Annotated in this window: 2 protein-coding genes; both read left to right on the forward strand. The window is 60.0% G+C overall.

Annotated features, from left to right (window positions below; genetic code table 11):
* The coding region (locus tag QMK32_RS25015; protein WP_283478268.1) for an IS110 family transposase at positions 1-1,119 on the forward strand (1,119 nt) is incomplete at its 5' end.
* Between the two features lie 28 nt (positions 1,120-1,147).
* Complete coding sequence (locus QMK32_RS25020) at positions 1,148-2,542, forward strand: IS1380 family transposase (RefSeq protein ID WP_283478269.1); 1,395 nt, start codon at positions 1,148-1,150, stop codon at positions 2,540-2,542.
* The last annotated feature ends 1,172 nt before the right edge of the window (positions 2,543-3,714 follow it).

Below are 3,714 nucleotides of genomic sequence, written 5' to 3' on the forward strand. Positions count from 1 at the left end.
GAGACGAAAACCACAGTGGAACAAGTCGATACCCGAGATCGGCCGAACAATCACGCCCACACCCCACCCGATACCACGCAACACGATTCAGACCGAGCGAGTCAGCGCATCGGTGCATTCAGGATAAGCCCGGTTCAGTCAGCACGATGCAGATCACGTTTTTCCCTCGCCGGTGCCAAAAGCGATGTCGGTGATGCGCACGTACTTGCAGACATGGTGCGGACCGACCGACGGCAGTTACGTGCTGCAGCCGAGGACTCCCTCGAAGTCGAGGGCCTGAAAATCCTCGCACGTACACACAAGACTTTGATCTGGGAACGTCGGAGACATCTCAATCGACTGCGCTACAACCTGATTCAGTATTTCCCGGCTGCACTCGATGCGTTCGACGATCTCACATCGCCTGAGGCTGTCGAATTGCTGACCAAAGCACCGACGCCTGAGCTGGCCGCCGCACTGACCATCACACAGATCAAGGCGGCACTCAAACGCGCACAGCGCCGGATGGTCGATGACCGTGCAGCCACGATGCGCGGCGTGTTTCGCGCCCCAGGCAGACTTACCCAGCCCGGAGCACTCTCGACCGCCCACGCCGCCACCACCGTGTCGATACTGGCGGTCGCTGCGGCGATCGATGCCCAGATCACCCTGCTCGCTGAACAGGTCACCACAGCGTTTGAACTGCACCCTCAAGCGTCGATTATTAAATCGCTCCCAGGTATGGGAGCGGTGGTCGGAGCGCGGGTACTTGCGGAATTCGGTGATGCCCCGGGTCGCTACCGATCCGGCAAAGCTCGCAGAAACTTCGCCGGCACCAGCCCCATCACCAAAGCATCAGGAAAGAAGACCGCGACCTCACGACGCTACGTCCACAACGACAGACTGCTCGATGCGCTGACTCGTCAAGCGTTTACCGCCATCAGAGTCTCGCCCGGCGCACGCACCTATTACGACACCCAACGCCGCCGTGGTGTCGGGCACAATGCTGCTCTGCGTCATGTGGCCAACAAATTCGTGGGCATCTTTCACGGCTGTCTCGCAGCGAACAGCCATTACGACGAACACACAGCCTGGCCATCCTCAACGGTCACGGCAATCGAATCTGAGGCTGCCGCTTGACTTCTTAACAACATGGGATGTCTTTCTGGTGAGCAAGTCTACGTCGCCGTACCCCGCCCTGTCCGTCGATGCCACCGGAACCGGGGTCGTGTCGCACGCCGGGGCGGTGACGTTGCTCCGAACCGCCGAGGTCACCGGTCTCACCTCAGCCCTCTCACAGAGCCTGTCATCGTGGCGGAAACCGTTGGCGCACTGCGACCCAGGGAAGATCATCACCGACCTCGCAGTGTCGCTGACGCTCGGCGGGGACTGCCTCGCTGACATCGCCACCCTGCGCGAACACAGCGCCGTGTTCGGGAAAGTGCCGTCCGATCCGACCGTCTCCCGTCTGATCACTGCGTTGGCCGCAGATGCACCCGCCGTACTGACCGCCATCGACACCGCGCGCGCATCCGCCCGCGCCGCGGCGTGGGAACACGCCGGCGAAAACGCGCCTGATCACGACATCACCGCCGCGAACCCGATCGTCATTGACCTCGACGCCACCCTCGTCACTGCGCACTCAGAGAAGGAGAACGCAGCTCCGACCTACAAGCGAGGATTCGGATTCCACCCCCTGCTGGCGTTCGTCGACCACGGGGCGGACGGCACCGGTGAGCCCGTCGCAGCCGTGCTGCGACCCGGCAACGCCGGATCCAACACCGCGGATGATCACATCGCTGTCACCCGGAAAGCATTGGCGCAGTTACCGAACACGCACGCTGCCCGACCAGGGAAGAAGGTCCTGGTCCGCACAGACGGCGCGGGTTCGAGCCACAAGTACTTGACCTGGCTGCACAAGAGAGGAGTGTCGTATTCGATCGGGTTCGGGCTCACGGACGCGATGGTCACCGCCCTCGCTGGCGTTCCCGAGGGTGCCTGGTCTGTTGCCGTCGACGCCACCGAGAAGGTCCGCGATGGTGCCTGGGTCATTGACGCCACCGGCATCCTCGATCTGGCTACCTGGCCGAGGGGAATGCGTGTGATCATCCGAAAGGAACGCCCGCACCCCGGCGCACAGTTGAGGTTCACCGATTCCGACGGCCTTCGATTGACCGCGTTCGCCACCAACACCACTCGCGGTCAGATTCAAGATCTCGAACTTCGGCACCGTCGCCGCGCCCGCTGCGAGGACCGCATCCGAACCGCCAAGGACACCGGGTTGACCAACTTCCCGCTACAGGGGTTCGAACAGAACCGCGTCTGGTTAGCCATCGTCCAACTCGCTCTGGACTTGACGGCGTGGACACAGATGCTCAGCTTCACCGACCACGAAGCACGCAGGTGGGAACCCAAACGTATTCGTCTGCGGCTGTTCTCGATCGCGGGACGCATCTCTACCCATGCCCGCCGCATCCACCTGAAGCTGTCGAAAAACGCGACATGGTCGACCCTCATCGTCACCGCGCTGACCCGATTGGCGGCGCTACCCGCGCCCGCCTGACCGCAATTCACCCGACCCGACAACCCGAAAGAACCCCACCTCAGGCCGTGGATCCGAGCGCTGCCGATCGACATCGGTCGCGCCATCGCGCGCCAACAGGTTCGAAAACCAATCTCGACCCGCTCAGGCCAGCACAACACTGGCAAGAAAGATCGAGGCTAACCCTTGAATTCTGCAATTTCGGAACCCATCAGGCCTGTCTGACGGGTTCCGAAGTGTCCCCTACCGGTCGATGATCGCAGTGTCAGGTTTGGATGAGTCGATGGTTTTAAACCGTATGACTCTGTCACCGGACCTCGCTGTTCCAGGTGCGACAAAGGAGAATGCGAGAACAACTTCATCCCCGTTGAGTTCCAAGTGCTTTGTGTTAGTTTGCGCTTCGGGGGATTCATACTTTCTTAGGATCGCGGATTCGACCAAGGGGTAGAGGACTAACGCACCCCGTTTCGGGGCTCTGAATGGTGACTCTTCCACGTGTTGTTCAGTCGCGAAGGACCCCGCAATCGCCATCGGCGCACCACGATGTTTTGGGTCGCTGATGGCACCGAACAGTGGCCCGCGACGTCTGTCACGAGCAAAGTAGGAGAACCTACGGTCTTGTTTATTAATTGAGAGGGTCTGATCCCTAGCCGACGTCCTACTCGAGTGCTGTGGTGCAACAACCAGCCAATCGTTGACCGACGGCTGAGTGCTTCTGGATATTTCTCGAAGGTAAGTCAGATGGGGTGCGAATTGGGAGGGTGCACTCCACTTCAACTGCTCCAACAACGTCAACAGTTCCTCCGCCCCAATGGTTCTAGTAAGTCCCTGAAAGGTGTGATGAGAAGGGGTGCCGTCTTTCTTCTTAAAATCAAATCTGAAAGTGTGAGGATCATCAGACAGCGAATGGAGTACTGGTGACCACAGTGCTGTGTTGTGTCGAATGTCGATGGCCTTGTCCGGATAGGCAGTTGGTTCTTGCCACTCTCCGGGGGAGGCAATCTCAACAAGCTGTGCGTTGAACATCTTGTTCGGGCTTGCCGGCTTCAGCCATGGAAGATGTTGCGACACTAGTGGCCCGCGTTTGAAGTTGTTGGGCGGTTGGCTTTCTTGAGGATCTGCTCGGCGGTTTTCGTCCAGACGAAGGGCTGAGCGCGGGGGTTCCAGCCGTTGATAAATGCACGGATCTTGGT

Origin of the sequence: Rhodococcus sp. H29-C3 (genome assembly GCF_030063405.1) — a bacterium.
Taxonomy (GTDB): domain Bacteria; phylum Actinomycetota; class Actinomycetes; order Mycobacteriales; family Mycobacteriaceae; genus Rhodococcoides.